13 protein-coding genes, 1 tRNA gene and 2 pseudogenes are annotated in these 15,907 nt (G+C 62.1%); 6 read left to right on the top strand and 10 right to left on the bottom strand.

Features of this window, described 5'->3' with window-relative positions; translation table 11 throughout:
• The 3 genes and pseudogenes from XI04_RS31195 to chpT form a co-directional block, all read right to left on the bottom strand.
• A pseudogene (locus tag XI04_RS31195) lies at positions 1-236 on the bottom strand (hypothetical protein); the annotation flags it as partial.
• A 181-nt stretch (positions 237-417) separates the two neighbouring features.
• Positions 418-729 (bottom strand): annotated as a pseudogene (locus XI04_RS31200) (Hpt domain-containing protein); the annotation flags it as partial.
• A gap of 197 nt (positions 730-926) precedes the next feature.
• Entirely contained in the window at positions 927-1,580 is a 654-nt protein-coding gene (gene chpT / locus XI04_RS31205) for a histidine phosphotransferase ChpT (RefSeq protein WP_026202749.1), read from the bottom strand.
• Positions 1,581-1,807: 227 nt separating this feature from the next.
• Here chpT and XI04_RS31210 point away from each other — a divergent pair, with 227 nt between their 5' ends.
• Positions 1,808-2,614 (top strand): 3'(2'),5'-bisphosphate nucleotidase CysQ family protein, encoded by an 807-nt coding sequence (locus tag XI04_RS31210; RefSeq protein ID WP_271609535.1) that lies wholly within the window; start codon positions 1,808-1,810, stop codon positions 2,612-2,614.
• Here the strand turns inward: XI04_RS31210 and XI04_RS31215 are convergent.
• Positions 2,608-3,093, bottom strand: a complete 486-nt coding sequence (locus XI04_RS31215; protein WP_095425503.1) for a YHS domain-containing (seleno)protein — start codon at positions 3,091-3,093, stop codon at positions 2,608-2,610. The genes XI04_RS31210 and XI04_RS31215 overlap by 7 nt on opposite strands.
• 139 nt (positions 3,094-3,232) lie before the next feature.
• Here XI04_RS31215 and XI04_RS31220 point away from each other — a divergent pair, with 139 nt between their 5' ends.
• The 3 genes from XI04_RS31220 to XI04_RS31230 all read left to right on the top strand — a co-directional run bounded on the left by XI04_RS31220 (position 3,233) and on the right by XI04_RS31230 (position 5,488).
• Entirely contained in the window at positions 3,233-3,838 is a 606-nt protein-coding gene (locus XI04_RS31220) for a DUF1134 domain-containing protein (protein WP_018322430.1), read from the top strand.
• Positions 3,839-3,959: 121 nt separating this feature from the next.
• Positions 3,960-5,252, top strand: coding sequence for a hypothetical protein (locus XI04_RS31225; protein WP_028144013.1), 1,293 nt, complete (start codon positions 3,960-3,962; stop codon positions 5,250-5,252).
• A 161-nt stretch (positions 5,253-5,413) separates the two neighbouring features.
• Positions 5,414-5,488, top strand: a tRNA-Val gene (locus tag XI04_RS31230).
• A 207-nt stretch (positions 5,489-5,695) separates the two neighbouring features.
• Here the strand turns inward: XI04_RS31230 and XI04_RS31235 are convergent.
• Both XI04_RS31235 and XI04_RS31240 read right to left on the bottom strand, forming a co-directional pair.
• Positions 5,696-6,532 carry a universal stress protein gene (locus XI04_RS31235; protein ID WP_271609505.1) on the bottom strand — a complete coding sequence of 279 codons (837 nt, stop codon included), beginning with the start codon at positions 6,530-6,532 and terminating at the stop codon, positions 5,696-5,698.
• Positions 6,533-6,607: 75 nt separating this feature from the next.
• Complete coding sequence (locus tag XI04_RS31240; protein WP_271609506.1) at positions 6,608-10,180, bottom strand: GAF domain-containing protein; 3,573 nt, start codon at positions 10,178-10,180, stop codon at positions 6,608-6,610.
• Positions 10,181-10,538: 358 nt separating this feature from the next.
• Between XI04_RS31240 and XI04_RS31245 the strand changes: the two genes are divergently transcribed.
• Together XI04_RS31245 and XI04_RS31250 are read left to right on the top strand one after the other, a co-directional pair.
• Complete coding sequence (locus XI04_RS31245) at positions 10,539-10,844, top strand: hypothetical protein (RefSeq protein ID WP_271609507.1); 306 nt, start codon at positions 10,539-10,541, stop codon at positions 10,842-10,844.
• A gap of 157 nt (positions 10,845-11,001) precedes the next feature.
• Positions 11,002-11,430 (top strand): DUF7662 domain-containing protein, encoded by a 429-nt coding sequence (locus XI04_RS31250; RefSeq protein ID WP_271609508.1) that lies wholly within the window; start codon positions 11,002-11,004, stop codon positions 11,428-11,430.
• A gap of 2,015 nt (positions 11,431-13,445) precedes the next feature.
• Here XI04_RS31250 and XI04_RS31255 read toward each other — a convergent pair.
• The 4 genes from XI04_RS31255 to XI04_RS31270 form a co-directional block, all read right to left on the bottom strand.
• Positions 13,446-14,123, bottom strand: coding sequence for a hypothetical protein (locus XI04_RS31255; protein ID WP_271609536.1), 678 nt, complete (start codon positions 14,121-14,123; stop codon positions 13,446-13,448).
• A gap of 130 nt (positions 14,124-14,253) precedes the next feature.
• Positions 14,254-14,736: a transcription elongation factor GreA gene (gene greA, locus XI04_RS31260; RefSeq protein WP_028140382.1), complete on the bottom strand. Its 483-nt coding sequence runs from the start codon at positions 14,734-14,736 to the stop codon at positions 14,254-14,256.
• Positions 14,737-14,838: 102 nt separating this feature from the next.
• On the bottom strand, positions 14,839-15,324 hold the full coding sequence (locus tag XI04_RS31265; RefSeq protein WP_038948249.1) for a hypothetical protein: 486 nt from the start codon (positions 15,322-15,324) through the stop codon (positions 14,839-14,841).
• 145 nt (positions 15,325-15,469) lie between these two features.
• Positions 15,470-15,805 carry a hypothetical protein gene (locus XI04_RS31270; RefSeq protein ID WP_212429212.1) on the bottom strand — a complete coding sequence of 112 codons (336 nt, stop codon included), beginning with the start codon at positions 15,803-15,805 and terminating at the stop codon, positions 15,470-15,472.
• Positions 15,806-15,907: the final 102 nt, after the last annotated feature.

Below are 15,907 nucleotides of genomic sequence, written 5' to 3' on the forward strand. Positions count from 1 at the left end.
AGCTCGTCGAGCGAGACTTCGCCCGGACGCAGCGGGCGCTCCAGGGTCTGGTCGATCAGCGTGCCCGAGGTCATCTCTTTTGCCGGCGCAGCAGCGGCAACCGGGGCTTCCGGCACCAGCGGCGGAGCCTCGGCAACGGGAGCGGCGGCAGCGCCCGCGGCCATTGCCGCCATGCCCTGCTCGACCATCGCTTCCAGCTTGTCGATGAGATCGCGGTCGGTCCCCTCGGGGGGGGGGGGGGGGGGGGGGGGGGGGGGGGGGGGGGGGGGGGGGGGGGGGGGGGGGGGGGGGGGGGGGGGGGGGGGGGGGGGGGGGGGGGGGGGGGGGGGGGGGGGGGGGGGGGGGGGGGGGGGGGGGGGGGGGGGGGGGGGGGGGGGGGGGGGGGGGGGGGGGGGGGGGGGGGGGGGGGGGGGGGGGCTCGGTCGCTTCGAGGCCTGCCAGAATCTCCTTGATGCGGTCGATCGAGGACAGGATCACCGTCACCGCTTCGGCCTTCACCGGCATGCCGTCGCGGAATTTGCCCATCAACGTCTCGCCGGCATGCGCCAGCGCTTCGAGCCGCGGCAATCCGAGGAAGCCGCAGGTGCCCTTGATGGTGTGGACCAGGCGGAAGATGTTATCCAGGATCTTGGCGTTGTTCGGCTCCTGTTCGAACTTCACCAACTGGTTGTCGACGGTGTCCAGGCTCTCGCTGGTCTCCGTCAAAAACTCCCGCAACAGATCATCCATGAAAACAGGCCTTCATACAGGGCGGGCACGCACGAATTGTGATGCGCCTATTCGGAATGGGGCCAGCTTCACCGCAAAGCGTTTAATATTGGTTGAGTATGTGCAAAAGAACGGAACCAACAAAGAGATAAGGCGCTCCGGACAAGCCGAAGCGCCTCGTAAAGATTTGATTAAGATGCCGAGCGCGCTGCGCGCGTTTACGAAGCGGTAATGATGATGGCTTCGCCTTCCGGCTTGAGCGTCACGGTGAGCCCGCAGGCCTGCGCCAGCAGCCGCGTATAATAAGGCTGGATCGCATGCGCATCCGCGGCAGGGCCGCGCTCGCCGCTCAAGAGCTCGGAGATGTTCTGCGGCAGGCGCGCATTATGTCCGGTCGCGGTGATGCGAAAGCTCATCGTTTCGCCCTCGCCGATCGGGTCGATCGTCAGCATGCCGCCGCGCGGGATCGTGTGCTGGGACACGACCAGCATGTTGAGCAGCAGCTTGACGCGATTCTTCGGCAGCAGGAGCCGCGGCAGATTCCAGGTGATCGAGCACTTGCCATCCTCGATGTGGCCGCGCGCCATGGTCTGGGCATCGCCGAGATCGATTTGCGCCCCGGACGAGCCGGCGGCGCCGAAGGCGAGACGGCAAAACTGCAGCCGGGCGGAGGCGGTCTTGGCGCTCTTGCGAATCAGGTCGAGCGCGAATTCGCGGTCTTCCGGCTTGGGATCGTCGTCGAGCACTTCGAGCCCGTTGACGATGGCGCCGACGGGGCTGATGAGATCGTGACAGACCCGCGAGCACAGCAGCGCTGCGAGTTCGAGCATATCGGGAGCAGTAGCGGTCGCGGGCGACGAGGCGTCAGACATATAAAGGGGTCCTGGAGGGTTCCTGAAATTGCACGGCGGACGCCGCGAATCACGCATGCTTGACGGATGCTTCGGGTTCTAACATTCGCCAGCCCGTGGCAGCTAGCTTGCGATAGGTTCGAAGCGGCCATAAAGGGGCTGCGGGCGAATCAACTGAGGGGGCGAGACTTGCTGACGAATGAGGCACACAGGTGAGGATCATCGACGCCGAGGCCGCATCCCGGTTGATGGAGCCGCTCACCGCGCTGGTGGTGAAGGCGGGCGAGGCGATCCTCAGCGTCAACCGGGTGGCGATGCGGATCGACGGCAAGCAGGACGGCTCGCCGGTAACCGAGGCGGATCTCGCCGCCGACCATATCATCGCGGACGGCCTGGCCCAGCTTGCGGGCGACGTTCCGACCCTTTCGGAAGAGCGGACCCAGCTCGCCTCGCCCTCGTTTGATGGCAGCTTCTTCCTGATCGACCCGCTCGACGGCACCAAGGAGTTCGTCGCCGGTCGCGACGAGTTCACCGTCAACCTCGCTTTGGTGACATCAGGCGTGCCGCTGCTGGGCATCGTCAGCGCGCCTGCGCTCGGCCTGCTCTGGCGCGGCATCGTCGGCCGCGGCGCCGAGCGCGTGAGCTTTGACGGCGCTACCATCGGCGTGGCCGAGCCGATCCACACCCGCAAGCTGCCTGCGCAAGGCGAGCCCTGGATCGCGGCGGTGAGCCGCTCGCACGGCGATCCCAGGAGCGAAGCGTTCATCGACAGCAGGCCCAACGCCGTCAGACGGACCGTCGGCTCGGCCGTGAAATTCGGCCGGATCGCGGAAGGCAGCGCCGACATCTACCCCCGGTTCGGGCCCACCTGCGAATGGGACGTCGGGGCCGGCTCTGCGGTCGTAACCGCGGCCGGGGGCAAGGTGACCGACGGCAAGGGCGGCCAGCTCCGCTTCGGCGAACGGCACGCCAGCGGCTTCATCATCCCGGAGTTCATCGCCTGGGGCGACCCGCAGGCGGCAAGACTCTGGCAAGACTCTGAAGGCTGCTACTGACCGAGCTTGTCCTGAAGGGCCGGCCAGCGCTTGCCCACCTCATAGAGGAACCGCTCGGGATTGGCGGCGAAGGCGTCGCGGTTGGCTTCCCGGCTGAACAGATAGAGCCGCTGCGCCACGATCGCGAAGAAACGGGGATTGCCGGCGACGGTCACCCCTCGGGCGATGTCGGCGGGGTCGTAGCCGCCGAATTGCGGTCCATAGATTTCGGGATGGGCCAGGAAGGAGGCGCGGTTGCCCTCGTTGCGGAAGCGCCAGACCGCGCCCCAGAGGTTCGCCTCGAACTCCGCCGTGCCCTGCATGGCCGCCCCCGCGACGAAATAGGCGACGGGATCGAACCCTTCGATGGCGACGCCGGTGAAGCGGTTGACGACGACCCGCTCGGTGGTGGCAGCCCCGGCCGGCGTGACCGGGCCGGTGAGCCATACGCCCGACAGCAGGCAGACGAGGAGGCCGATCAAGGCAATTCCGGGGCGCAAAGGGCTATCTTCCTGCCGTTGTGCCGTCATAGTTGCTGCGGATAACATCCGAGTCGAGGGGACATCCGGCGCAACCTAGAGCCTCGCCTGTTGGCGTCAGGTTAAGGAAGCGACCGGTTTCGGTACCAGGGGTTCTTTTATGACTTTCGCATCACGCCTTGCTGCGCTCGCGCTTGCCGCGATGGTCGGCTGGATCGTGCCGGCCTCCGCCCAGCAGGCGCCGCCGCCCAATCTGCCGCCGCCGCAGCGGACCCCGACGCCCAGCACCTATGGGCCGGACGAGCTCGTCGGCGCCGGACACCGTTTCTTCGGCAACGTCTCGCGCGGGCTCGCCTCGATCATCGAGAAGGCGATCAGCCAATGGGGTCTGCCCAACGGCTATATCCTGGGTGAGGAAGGTTCCGGCGCGTTCGTCGCCGGCCTGCGCTACGGCGAAGGCACGCTCTACACCAAGAATGCCGGGGATCTGCGCGTCTACTGGCAGGGCCCCTCGCTCGGCTTCGACTGGGGCGGCGACGGCGCGCGCACCATGACGCTGGTCTATAACCTGCCCGCCACCAACGCGATCTACCAGCGCTTTGCCGGCCTCGACGGCTCGGCCTACATCATCGGCGGCTTCGGCATGACGGCGCTCACCGCCAACAACATCGTGCTGGTGCCGATCCGCTCCGGGCTCGGCCTCAGGCTCGGCGCCAATATCGGCTACCTCAAATACACGCCGCGTGCGACCTGGAACCCATTCTAGGGTTTTCCTCTCCCATCGGGCTTACGGATCAAGGTTAACGACAGGCCGGGGCTGGCTTTTTGCCGGGTCGCCATGGCATGGTCGTTGGTGAATTTTTCCTTAAGCTTGGGAGTTCTGCCCCATGGTCGAACCGATCATGTACCTGGCGATCGGTTTCCTGCTTTCGATGCTGTGCGGGCTCGCGATCGTGCCGCTGGTGCATAACCGCGCCGTGCGCCTGACCACGCGCCGGCTGGAGGCCGCAACGCCGCTGTCGATGGCCGAGATCCAGGCCGACAAGGACCAACTCCGCGCCGAATTCGCCATGTCGGCGCGGCGGCTCGAGATGAGCGTCGATCAGCTCAAGAACAAGACCACCAGCCAGCTCGCCGAGCTCGGCAAGAAGAGCGACGCCATCAACCGCATGAAGATCGAGCTTGGCGAGAAGAACGCCACGATCTTCGCGCTCGAGGCGCGCGAAAAGGCGGTGAAGGAGCAGCTCCGCGCCACCGAAGAGGAATTCAACGCCAAGACCGAAGCCCTGCGCGCCGCCGAGAACGCGCTGACCGACAAGCAGAACGAGCTCGCCAAGATCAACTCCGAACTGTCCGACCGCTCGATGATGGCGGAGAGCCGCCAGGTCGAGCTGGTCGCGGTGCGCGCCCAGATCGAGGAATTGAAGAACCGCGTCGGCGATGCCGAGAAGGAATTTGCCGCCACGCAAGCCCGCCTCGCCCAGGAGCGCACCGAATCCGAGACCGCCTCGCGCGAGCTCGGCGATGCCCGCGGCCGGGTCGAGAATCTGAGCCAGCGCGTCACCGAGCTCGATCGCCAGCTGATCGGACAGGTGAAGGAAGCCGAGATGCTGTCGAGCCGCGTCGCCGACCTCGAGGGACGGCTCGCCACGCAGGGCAAGCTGCTCGCCGAGCGCGACTATGAGAACAACCAGCTCCGCCAGGCCAATGAAGGCGCCGAACGCACCGTCAAGGAGCTGCGCGTCGAGATCGCGGCCTTGAGCGGCGGCAAGTCGTCGGCCGCCATGGAAGCGCTGCGCGCGGAAAAGACCGCGCTGGAGGAACAGCTGCGCACCGCCCGCGACGAGCGCGCCAAACTCCAGCGCGACATCAACGCGATCCAGCAGCAGGCGGAAAGCTCCTGGGCGACCGAGCGCATGGAGAACGCGCTGCTCCGCGAGCGCATCAACGACATCGCCGCCGAGGTGGCAAAACTCGCGATGCAGCTCGAAGGCCCGAACTCCCCGATCGAGGCGTTGCTGGCGGCCGAGGCCGGCCAGCCGCCGAAGCCGGCGCCGCGCCCGGCCAACGACGCCGCGACCAATGGCGCGCCGAGCCTGCCCGAAGGCGGCGGAACGCTGGCCGAGCGCATCCGGGCGCTGCAGGCCCACGCCTCCCGGGCCCGCCAGCAGGGCGCGTAAGCAGCCCGAAATCCGGCCGGGCCAGCGAATTGCGCGATCGGGCCAAGGTTTTCCGCCCCCCGCGGCGCCTGGAAACTTGACACCTTAAGCCCGCACTTCTAAATCGCGGGCTCCGATGCGCCGGCCGGCCGAACAGGTCCGGCCGTCTGCATGATGGTCCCGGGCGCATAGCTCAGCGGGAGAGCGTTCCCTTCACACGGGAGAGGTCCAAGGTTCGATCCCTTGTGCGCCCACCATTCATTTTCCTGACCGCTGCCGGTTGCCGACGATCGCCCTGGCCTCACGGCTGTTCGGGACCGCCCATATCAAGAACATCGAAAACAACCCCATGCACGGTAGCCGGCCTCAGTCGGATCAAGGGGCTGCGCCTTTTCCGAATCCTGGTTTGACCCGTCGGGCAAGACAGGAGCAGGGTTGCATGATCTGAAGAGAATCGTGCGGCGCTAATGAGCCATCAGGACAGGCAGATCCGCATGCTCCATGATATAGCTGGTCGCCCCGCCGAATATCATTTGCCGCAACCGGGCGCGGGTGAAGGCTCCCTTGATCAAGAGGTCGCAGCCCTCAGCTCTAACGGCATCGAGGACTGCCTCTCCGGTGTCGCGATCCTCCAGTTCAACCGTTCTCGCCTGCGCTGCAATGTCATTGTACCGCAGTTGCTGGACGATCTGATCGGCAGACGGTCCTGGTACCGCTTGGCCGCCAACGACGGTTAGGACCGATACCTTCTCGGCCAGACGAAGCAACGGCATGGCAAATGCGTTTGCCCGAGCTTGCTCGGTACTACCGTTCCAATGGATCATGATGTTTGTTGCGATGCTTCTTGGTGCATTCGATGGCACAAGTAGAACGGGCCTGCCGCTCTCGAACAGCGCGGACTCAATCGCGCGACGGTGAGGGCCCGCAGCATCAATGTCAGACCGTGCCATCACGATCAGATCGAAAGCGCGCCCATAGCTTCCGACAAAATCTTCGCCCTCAGGGGCGGTCTCCAGCCAGCCGAAACATGGTCGACCCAATCCAGCGGATCGAGGAACATCGTGCTTCAGCATGAATGCTTCGAAAAAGTCGCGCATGTCGTTCAATTCGGCTGCGCTCTTCACTTCATACGAATCTAACAGAATGCCGGTGGCCAACTCCGCGGCCAGATATTGAGGGATGCCGAACCGGAGCGGAAAGCCTTCGATATAGGCGCCGGTACGATGCGCGAGGCGTACGGCGGAATCGAGCGTGGGTGTCATCATCGGAATATTCTGAAGCGGGACCAAGAGCGTCTTCATTTTCGACCTCCGGTGTTTGCAGTGAAGTTCGACGCAGGATTCCTAGTTTCGCTTGAATTGATGCCTACGATAATTTCACTTCGCGTCGTTCCGGTGCGCCGCCAGCCTACGCGGCAGCCTGATGATGAACTCCGTATAGTCGCCGGGCTCGGTATCGACCTCGATGCTGCCGCCGTGCTGTTTCACGATGATGTCGTGGCAGATTGAAAGGCCAAGGCCGGTTCCTTCGCCTGCGGGCTTGGTTGTGAAGAATGGGTTGAATATTTTCCCTCTCACGTCGGCCGGGATGCCGGCGCCATTGTCGCGAATCCGGATCTCGACGGCGCCGCCGAGGTTTGTCGTCGTCGCGCGCAGCCTTGGCTCGAAGCCGTCGCCGGCGGCGTCCTTTTGTTTGCTCGCCGCGTAGAAGCCATTTGAAACGAGATTGAGGAACACCCGCGTGATTTCCTGCGGATACAGATCGAGCGCGCCCGCAGACGGATCGAGGTTCCTTTCGAGCGTGATGTTGAAGCCTGCTTTCTCGGCGCGCGCTCCGTGATAAGCAAGGTTGAGGCTTTCCTCGAGGATGGCGTTGATATCGGCCTCGCGGCGTTCGCCAGACCCTTCGCGAGAGTGCAGAAGCATATTCTTGACAATGGAATCGGCGCGCGTTCCGTGCTGCACGATCTTTTCCAGGTTGCCTTGTAGCATGTGTATCAGCACGTCGATGTCCAGCCTTGCTGCCTCGCCGAGTCCGGCTGAGCGCAGCGCGTCGCCGAGTTCTTCGATCAGTTCGGAGGAAAGCGCAGCAAAATTGTTGACGAAATTGAGCGGATTCTTGATCTCATGCGCAATGCCGGCGGTGAGTTGCCCGAGCGAGGCAAGCTTCTCGGTCTGGATCAACCGATCCTGCGCATTTCGCAATTCCTCGAGCGATTGGGACAGTTCCATGGTGCGCTCGCGCAGCTCGTTCAGCAGGCGTGCATTCTCGATCGCGATCACGCCCTGGTGCGCGAAATTGGACACGAGCTCGATCTGCTTGTCAGTGAAGGATCTCACTTCCTGGCGAAAGATCGTGATGGTGCCAATCAGCTCATCTTCCTTCAGCATGGGCACGATGACGAGGGTCCGTGCGCCGGCAAGGTCGGCAAGCGCGCGAACGTTCGGGTTGCCTTCGACGTAGGGCGGCTGAGTCCTGATATCGTCGATATGAACCGTCTGATGAGTTTTCTCGACGGTGCCTAGCCCGCTCGCCGGATGTGGGCGAATGCTCTGGTACAGCCGGGTATCAACATAAGCCTGTGGCGCGTTGTGTAACGCAACCGTGCGAAAGCCGCCATCCTCGTAGAGATTCATGGTGCCGAAGCCGGCCCCGCAAATTCGCGTCGCGTTCTCCAGCATCTTGTGGAAGACCGGAGTCAATGCGCCCGATGAAGCGCTTATGATTTCCAGCACCTCCGACGTTGCCGTCTGCCGCTCCAACGATTCATTCAATTGTTCGAACAGACGCACGTTACCGATGGCGATGACAGCTTGATCCGCGAAAGTCTGAAGCAGGTTGATCTGCTTCTCGCCAAATGGACGAATCTCCGTGCGACGAAGCACGATCGCACCCATGCTCTCGTCATCGCGCAACAGCGGCACGCTCAGAACGGTCCGAACGTTTGAGCGAAGCGCATATTCGCGTCCGGTCGGGAACTCCTCGCCTTCGGACCCGAGCAGGTCGTGCACATGAACGGTGCGACGGTCGATAATCGCCCGGCCGGTGGGCGATTTGACACTGATCGCCCGCCGGCTCCACACCACGGGAACTTGTCCATGATGGGCCTGGATGACGATGTCGTCGCCGTCCCTCAGAACCACCAGTGCATCATATGCCTCGCAAAGTCCGCATGCGCTTTCCACGATCGCCTTGAGCACCGGACCGACCTCGGTCGGCGAGGAAGCGATAACCCGCAAGATATTGGCGCTGCCGGTCTGGTACGTCAGCGCCTCAGACAGATCTCGCGTTCTGGTCTGCAATTGTTCGAACAGCCGTACATTCTCGATGGCGATCACGGCCTGGTCGGCAAATGTGGCGACCAGCTCGATCTGCTTTTCCGTGAAGGGCTGCACGCGCTTGCGAGCGATTACGAGCGCGCCGATCGGCTCATTTTCGCGCATGAGGGGAACACCGAGCGCCGTGCGCTGACCAGCCATGGTGATGGACTCGTGCAGGCCGTATTCGGCATCGGCAGCGACGTCGAGGATCTGCACTGGGCGGCGCTCAAGTACGGCCCGACCTGTTACCGTGCTCCGGCCGGGCGTAATCGGGTGCCCCTGCAGAAACTCGATGTATTCCTCGGAAAACCCCACCGCTGCTCCGGCCTGATATTCATCGCCTTCGCGGCGCATGATGAATGCCATCTCCGCTTCGCACAGCCGTGCCGCCGAATCGACCAGCGTGTTGAGCACGGTCTGCAGATCGAAGGTCGAGCGGCTGATCACTTTCAGCACATCGGCAGTCGCGGTTTGCTGCTGGAGCGATTCGGCGAGATCGCGCGTCTTCGCCTGGACCTCATCGAACAGCCGGACATTCTCAATCGCGATCACGGCCTGATCGGCGAAAGTTGAGACCAAGTCGATCTGCTTGTCCGTGAACGAGTTCACGGCCTTGCGGCCCAGGAACAGCACGCCGATCGTTTCTCCGGATCGAAGCAAAGGTACGCCCAGGAGGGTCCGGTAGCCGCCGGCCCTCTGCTGCTCGGGATAAGCGTATTCGGGATCGACCAGGACATCCTGGATCTGGACAGCCTTGCCGGACAGCAGGACACGCCCAACGACGCTGCCGCGTCCAGCATTGAGTCGAATGCCAGCCGAGACCTCGGCCCACTCGGGCGAGAAATTATACCGAGTTGCATGATAGTATGCGCCGTCGGTGTCCTGCCGGACGATTGCCGCCATGTCGGCACCACACAGCCACGCCGCCGATTCCGTGAGCGTGTCGAGCACCGTTTGCAAATCAAACGCGGAGCGGCTGATGACCTTCAACACATCGGCAGTCGCCGTCTGCTGCTGCAGCGATTCCCGCAAGTCGTCAGTGCGCGCCTGCACCTCATCGAACAGCCGCGCATTCTCAATGGCGATAACGGCCTGATCGGCGAAAGTCTGCAGAAGTTGCACATGATGCGGAGCGAAGGCACCCGGCGCGACCCGCGTGACGCTGATCATGCCGATCACCACGCCGCCGGTCGCGAGCGGAACGAACAACATGCTGCGAAAGCCGCGGGCGCGCGCGATGAATTTGATGTCGTTTGTCAGCGCTTCGGTATCGGGGGTCGGCACCACCTTACCGGCCCGCGCACTTTCAAAACTCTCGAAATCGGCAATCGGCCGCGGAAACATCTGCTGCAAAGCTCGATCGGCGGCAGAATTCGTCGGCGTGAAGGCCGCCAAATGGGCAGTGCCGTCAATGAAGCGGAATACGGTCGTCGAAAAGCCGCCGAGCAGGGCATTGGCGCGCCTCGCGATCGCATCGAATACCGGCTTCACCTCCGATGGCGAACTGGCAATGATTTTGAGGATGTCCGCGGTGGCGGTCTCGCGATCTTGTGCAGCGCGCAATTCGGCCAGGAGCCGCGCGTTCTCGTGCTGCAATTCCGCCACAACGCCCTGAGGAAGCGCGGCCATGATGAAAATCCAGGTCGCCAGCCGGTTCGCGGCCGACGTCAAAATCCAATCAAGAAAGCGTCGGAATTATTCCACCATCAGGTGCCTCCGACCAGACGTATCGCTAGTTGATTTTCAATCGACCACGCGTCAATTCGCCTCCTCGATCTACCGAAGCAGCGAGCTCCACAAGTCGCGCCGCTTTGGTCCACATGGTGGCAGATCGCCGGATCCAAGTGCGGCTATTGCGGCGGCTGATTTCGGACCGCCTCTAATCTCTCAATGGGAGATACGGGTTGATTTAATTTTGCGCTAGCTTTTTCCGCACCAATGCTTCAGACTTGCCTTTATTGTGGATTTAATTTTTCAGGGCGCTGCGATGGGAAAACCTGCCGTTTCCCGCGATGCTTTCCGTGGGCTGTTTGCTTTATATGCTGCGAAGGCGCATCACGACCGTAAGGCCGAGGGCGAACATTGTCTCTTGAAGCTGTTCGGATCTGCGGAAGATTTACCCGATGCTTTACTGCTGCAGTGTTCGGACAGAGCTGAGCTGCTCCGCTCTGAAACTGTTGGTCGCTTGGTGAGCCCGCGCGTCCGTCGAATCACGAACGGCAACGCTCAATATGACCATGCCAGCGACTTTCTGCACGCGCTACTGAGAGACCTTGAGCAGAAAGTGCACTAATCGATACTCGCTGCGCTATCGTCGCTGATCCAGGAGCAATTGAATCTGGTGATGCGAGCCAACTCATGCTGGGGCGAAGCGGAGCGATCAATCAGCTGCACCAGATACCTGGAGCATGGCAGGGACGCCTACGGGCCAACGTGACGAGCCGAATGTTATGTCCGTTTACGATCCATTACGGGAAGAGCTACAGCGCACAGGGCCGCAAACGATTCGGCTCACATTCTCGGAAATTGAAGCAATTCTCGGCAGACCGTTGCCGCCGTCAGCGTACAAGTTCAATGCCTGGTGGGGAAACAATTTGCGCAAAGCCGGTCACACGCAATCTATGGCTTGGCTGCATGCCGGCTTTGTAGCCAGGGTTTCACTAAGACAGCGAGCCGTGGAGTTCATCGACCTCGACGAATTCCACCGCGCCGGGCTAGCGCCCCGCCCGTACCGGCAAGGTCCATCAGAGACATACCAAGAGGGCACCTCAGGAACGCATCGCGTCAATCGCGTGGGCTATCAGGACCGCAACGCTGACGCCGATAAGGATAACGAGGACCCAGTTCAAAAACACGTTCGCCTCCACCTTTGGAATTGAACGCGAGCAACTGTGCACAGTCAAAAACAACCGGCCAAAACTATTAATTTCGGCTTGGGTTGAGGATTCAATGTAACTGTTGCGTCCGTTGTCGGCCCTATCGATGGAATGCCATGAATAGAAGAACCCCGACAACGCACGCCGCGAGCGAGAGCAAGTAAATACCCACGGCAAATCCCGACTCATCTCGAACTGGAGATTTAAATGGGAACTCGCATTATGCGCTGGTCAAGCCCAAAGCTTACTGGAAACGGTTGATAGGACCTTTAAGCTTCCCTGCTGCGGCAATCATGGCACGGCAGCCGAGTCTCTGCCGCGACATTCCAGCTTTAAATGGCTAAATTAAATGAACTTTGCCATGGAGATTAGGTCTGATTTAATTCCGCTCTCACGCGACTGCGACCGGCGCATTCAAAGCAAGAAGCGCGCGATTTGCGTTGCTCGCACAGGCCTTGCCGACGCCTTTTTCCACATTTATGACAAGCGACCTCGGTTTGGGGCCGAGATCGCCAACCTTGGGGAAGGTTTGCTCCCGACGGGGGCTTTTGATTTGGGGACTTGTCGGAAGCTTGGATTCGACTCGGAATTGGGAAAGTCGTTCCGCTTACCGAGCAAATAAAAGCGGCCTCAGCGAACGGGTGCCGGGGCCGCTGCATTTCCGACCATTCATTCAGCTCACCTGTCCTATCGGAGCTCGTCCCCATAGTCATCGGACTTGTAAGCGCTATCGGTCCACCTCATGGGTTTGTCCCTTCCTGATGCGGGAAGGCAATAGTGCTCATCGAATTGTCCTCAAAGAGTAGCCGTGGCCGCGCGCGTTCTTGAAGCAGTCTGGGCGGCTGAGGCCGGCTGGGCTCTGCTTCGGTTTAGAGAGCCTTTGGGCCAGAGCAAAGCAGCAATCCACACTTCACGGTCGCGTGCACGAAACCGTTTTGGCGGCCAAACGAAGCGGCGCTGAAACAACGCCGTCCGATGCTGAGATGGAGTGAGGGAGGATTAAATGCGCAGCCTAATTTTCGGGGTAGTGCTCGTAGCGCTAGCAACGATCGGATCTTCATCGTTTGTTTCGGCCGCTCTTTCGGCAACGCGGGATGCGAAGTCCGCAACGATCTCAACGCGGTTCGCGCCAGCACCAAATGCTCCCAGCTGCACTTTCGCCCCCAGGCCGCGGGCGGGTTTGAGCGTGCGTTCTTGAGCGGCTATTTTCCGAACCATGGATCGGCACTTCGCTGGTCGATCAGAACCTGATTCAATCTCAACGGCTTGAACGAATAGCAATTGCGACCAAGGATAATTGCGCATTGTGCGTAGCTTGGGGATACCTGCTAATAGGTCAACGCATCTGCATTTTCCGAATCGACGTTCCATGGTCGCTGGCGCATGCGCCGTATTCGGGGGTGTAGGTGTGAGCCAGTTTCTATCGATGCTGCTGCTAACAACAGCCGTGGTTTTAACCGTCTGCTTCGGGGTGGCGGCCTGGCGCCTCTCTGACGAAAAGGACACCGACATCACTGGCCAGATCGCACGCCAGTCGTATGGATGGAAAGCGGCACCGGCCAGATAACCCTTTCGCTTGCCTCCTGCGCGCTCTCTGGCCTGAAATGCCGGTTGCGCTTCCCTGGCACGGTCCTTGCCAATCCCGGCCTATCTTTACCGGTCCTGGCAGGGAGCCGTTTCGCGATGAAACAGAAATCTCGAACCTCAAAGCCGCAAAAGCCTACTCTGGCACACATAGCTTCCGATTTGGTGAGATTGCTTAAGGCGATACAGGATCTCGAGGGCCTCAGAGAGAAAGTCCGGCTAGCAGAAGCCGCTCGCGTATTGCACTAAGCTTGGCGGGTAGAGGCGCATTATTTAGGTGTGGCTAGATCAGCGCCGTCGCCCTGAAGCTGTCGATCGCAGGCGATCACGGCGCCCGCCAGCGGTCCTTCGAGCTGCCTCAAAATGTCGAAAACAACCCCATGCACACAAGTTGACGGGCGTTGAGCTGCCGGAGGTGTAAGACGGAGCAGGCTTCAGGCGACCCGCTCCGGCCGCCAGGCCGCGTAGAGGCCAACAAGCGTCCCCATGGCGGCCAGCGCTGCCGCCAACAGCGCCTGCAATTCGCCGTCATCAGCAGGGCCGACGGACGATACCAACCTGGTCACGATCACGAACAGGATGCCCACGGCGGCCGCTGCACCCGCGCAGAGATAGGCGAGCTCTCGCGTCAGGCTGCGGCCGAGAAGTCCGAGCGCCGTGAAATACATCGCGCAGGCGTTGGGATGAACGAACAAGGCAATGCGCGCGTAAGCGCCATAGGCGTCGAACAGGGACTCACATCGGCGCACGGCCGCCTTCGAGGCCACCCGCTGCAGGAACGGCCTGAAGAAACGAGCCTGTCCGTAACTCAAGACGGCGCCCAGGATGATAGCGAGCCACGCCACCACAAAGACGGAAGCATCCGCCGACTTTGGATTGAGCGCCACGGACATCAGGATGAGGGCGGTTCCGGGAAAATAGCCGAAATACGGGAAGACCGACTCCAGGAGCACGCAGACGAACATGAACACCAGAAACCACGACGAACCGGTCGCACCCTGGACGATGGCGTTCAGATCGAAAAGGTTTGCCCTGTACAGGACGAGATACATGCACATGGCCAATGCAGCCAGCGCGTAAAACGGCAATGCTCCCGACAGAAACCGTCTCATCCAACCATCGGGCTTTGTTTCGCGGACACGGCGGGGATCATCGATATCAGGACAGGACAACAAAGACGCATGGCTCATGCATTAGGCGAATGGGATTGCTCCTGCAATCCTCGCCTCGCCCTGCACGCTGCTACGCAATCGACAGAATCTCGATCTCCTGCGCGCCCGTCCCTACGACGTCACCCACCGCCTTCCCCATCAGCGACCGCGCGACCGGCGCGACGAACGAGATCGTCCCCGCCTTCGGGTCGGCTTCGTCCTCGCCGACGATGCGGTAGGTCTGCACGCGGCCGTCGGTGCGGCTGAAGGTCACGGTGCTGCCGAAGGCGACCGTTTCGGTCGAGGTCGGATCGGGAATGAGCTGCGCCGTGCGCAGCCGTTCGGTCAGATAGCGGGCGTCGCGCAACGGCACCGCCGACTGCCGGCGCTTTTCGTTGACGTCCTCGATGGCCTGCGCGGCCTCATAAGCCTCGCGGGCCTGCTGAAGCTGCGTCTGCAACGCCTGCAGCCCTGCTTCCGTCACGAGGTTGGGATGCGGCGAGATCGGGCGATCCGGCAACAGCGTCTCGGACGCGGTTTCGGCGCTTTCTTCCTTGGTAAAGGCGACGCTCAATTCAAAGATCCTGTCGAACTGTTTCGGGTAACGGCGCGCACCATCATGCTGCGATTCACCGAGGGGAAATCGCGCAGAGGCGCCGCTGACGATTGCCCTGGACTATATCTCAAGTTCGACGAAACGACGGAGCTTGAAGACGAGGTCCGGCATGGCCTGGCGGAACCGCGTCGCGTTCTGGAAATTGGTCGAGAACGGGGCGAAGGTAATCATGGCGTTCCAGTGCCGGTAGCCATAGACCGTGACCGAGGCGCCGGTCGCCGGGAAATTCTCCAGCTTGCGCAGCTCACCAAGCACGAGATCGGCGATCGCTTCTGCCGGCAACAGCTGCTTGCCATCCCGCGTCGTGACGATTTTCGCAGGCGGCTCGACCGGTTCCACGGTGGCCGGCGCGGTGGCGGCCGCATCCTCCTGCCCGGTCGACGTCGCCTCAGGGACGGGCGTCGCGACCGCGTCCGCTCCGTTCGACGGCACTGTCGGCGGCCCCTCGGTGAGCGGCGGCGGTGCAACACTGTCTGCGCGCTTGTTGCCTCCAAGGATGCTGCTGATCATGGCCACAAGGCCAGCATCCTTCACGTCGTCACTCATCACTCCCCCCAGGCTTCGGCCTACTCTAGCACTGCGCTCGCAGACCACCACCGGGGATATGAGGTCGGCAGCCGCCCGGCCGGCGCCCATCTGGGCAGGCACCGGCGGCGCGACGGCTGATCACGTCGCGCCGCCGTGCGATCCGTCACTGCTTATCGAACGGGATATATTGCTGGTACTGCTTGGGCACCGAGCTGCGATAGCGCGCGGGCACGGTGCCGCTGTCGACGGAGTGGTCGATTTCCTGCTGCCGCGTCATCTTCTTCTTCGCCGGCTTCTTCGACGCGCTCTTCTTGGAGTCGGTCGGCTGGCTGGACGTGTCGGTGGTTGCGCTCGGCGCCGCCGTCGTGGCCGGCGCAGTGGCTGTCGCCGCAGGCGCCGCGGTTCCGCCGGCAGCCGGCGTGCTTTGGGCCAGGGCATGCGGCGTTTGCGTCATGAGCGCCAGCGCTGCCACTGCAGCCAGCAAATATGATTTCTGCATCAGAACCTCCAAATGCCTTGATCCGTATGAGGCAAGCCTAGTCCCACGGGATCGAGGCGTGCAAGTTCGCCGAGGATAGGTCGGAACCCGTGCGCGAACTGT

Origin of the sequence: Bradyrhizobium sp. CCBAU 11430 (assembly GCF_028128855.1) — a bacterium.
GTDB lineage: Bacteria > Pseudomonadota > Alphaproteobacteria > Rhizobiales > Xanthobacteraceae > Bradyrhizobium > Bradyrhizobium ottawaense.

Coding starts and splice junctions, on each gene's coding strand:
- chpT (WP_026202749.1), bottom strand. CDS start 1,580: ATGTCTGACGCCTCGTCGCCCGCGACCGCTACTGCTCCCGATATGCTC.
- XI04_RS31210 (WP_271609535.1), top strand. CDS start 1,808: ATGGAGCCGCTCACCGCGCTGGTGGTGAAGGCGGGCGAGGCGATCCTC.
- XI04_RS31220 (WP_018322430.1), top strand. CDS start 3,233: ATGACTTTCGCATCACGCCTTGCTGCGCTCGCGCTTGCCGCGATGGTC.
- XI04_RS31225 (WP_028144013.1), top strand. CDS start 3,960: ATGGTCGAACCGATCATGTACCTGGCGATCGGTTTCCTGCTTTCGATG.
- XI04_RS31235 (WP_271609505.1), bottom strand. CDS start 6,532: ATGAAGACGCTCTTGGTCCCGCTTCAGAATATTCCGATGATGACACCC.
- XI04_RS31240 (WP_271609506.1), bottom strand. CDS start 10,180: ATGGCCGCGCTTCCTCAGGGCGTTGTGGCGGAATTGCAGCACGAGAAC.
- XI04_RS31245 (WP_271609507.1), top strand. CDS start 10,539: ATGGGAAAACCTGCCGTTTCCCGCGATGCTTTCCGTGGGCTGTTTGCT.
- XI04_RS31250 (WP_271609508.1), top strand. CDS start 11,002: ATGTCCGTTTACGATCCATTACGGGAAGAGCTACAGCGCACAGGGCCG.
- XI04_RS31255 (WP_271609536.1), bottom strand. CDS start 14,123: ATGAGACGGTTTCTGTCGGGAGCATTGCCGTTTTACGCGCTGGCTGCA.
- XI04_RS31265 (WP_038948249.1), bottom strand. CDS start 15,324: ATGAGTGACGACGTGAAGGATGCTGGCCTTGTGGCCATGATCAGCAGC.
- XI04_RS31270 (WP_212429212.1), bottom strand. CDS start 15,805: ATGCAGAAATCATATTTGCTGGCTGCAGTGGCAGCGCTGGCGCTCATG.